General features: G+C 61.5%; 1 protein-coding gene. It reads right to left on the bottom strand.

Features of this window, described 5'->3' with window-relative positions:
* Positions 1-217: 217 nt before the first annotated feature.
* The coding region (locus MWU54_RS18595) for a formate--tetrahydrofolate ligase (protein ID WP_247086751.1) at positions 218-784 on the bottom strand (567 nt) is incomplete at its 5' end.

Genomic DNA, 784 nt, shown 5'->3' with positions numbered 1-784 from the left:
GGCAAAAGCCTTTCCGTCGATAACCTGTGCTGACATGGTCATGCTCCTTTTGGTGATCTGTGGGTCAGGATGGTGAGCGGTGGTCTATGTCGGAGCACCACAGCGCCGCATCCAGCCTCGCAATTAGAATTTACTGGAGCGGCCCGAGAATCTTCGTACGAAGATTCTCGCAGCCGGATATTAATTTCTGGCGAAGACAACCGCCTTCGCCAGTGCGTCAGAACAAACCTTCGATCTGCCCGTCTTCGTTCAGGTGGATGTTCTCCGCCGAGGGCACCCGTGGCAGGCCCGGCATCGTCATGATCTCACCGCAGACCACCACGATGAACCCGGCCCCCGCCGACAGCCGCACTTCGCGCACCGGCACCGAATGCCCCGTCGGCGCGCCACGCAGGTTCGGATCGGTCGAGAAGCTGTACTGCGTCTTCGCCATGCAAACCGGAAGATGCCCGTAGCCCTGCTCTTCCCAGAGCTTCAGCTGGTCGCGGATCTTCTTGTCCATCAGCGCCTCGTCGGCGCGGTAGATGCGCTTGGCGATGGTCTGGATCTTCTCGGCCAGCGGCATCTCGTCCGGGTAGATCGGCGCAAAATGCGCGCTGTCCTTTTCCGCCACCTCGGCCACCTTGCGCGCCAGGTCGGCAGAGCCTTCCGAGCCCAGCTCCCAGTGACGGCTCAGCACCGCTTCGGCACCATGTTCGGCCACGTAGGACTTGATCGCCTCCACTTCGGCATCGGTGTCGGTGACAAAGTGGTTGATCGCCACAACCACCGGCACGCCGAAGGA

The sequence above is a fragment of the Marivita sp. S6314 genome, from assembly GCF_023015985.1.
Classification (GTDB): Bacteria; Pseudomonadota; Alphaproteobacteria; order Rhodobacterales; family Rhodobacteraceae; genus Marivita.
This window is presented reverse-complemented; position numbering and strand designations above follow the sequence as displayed.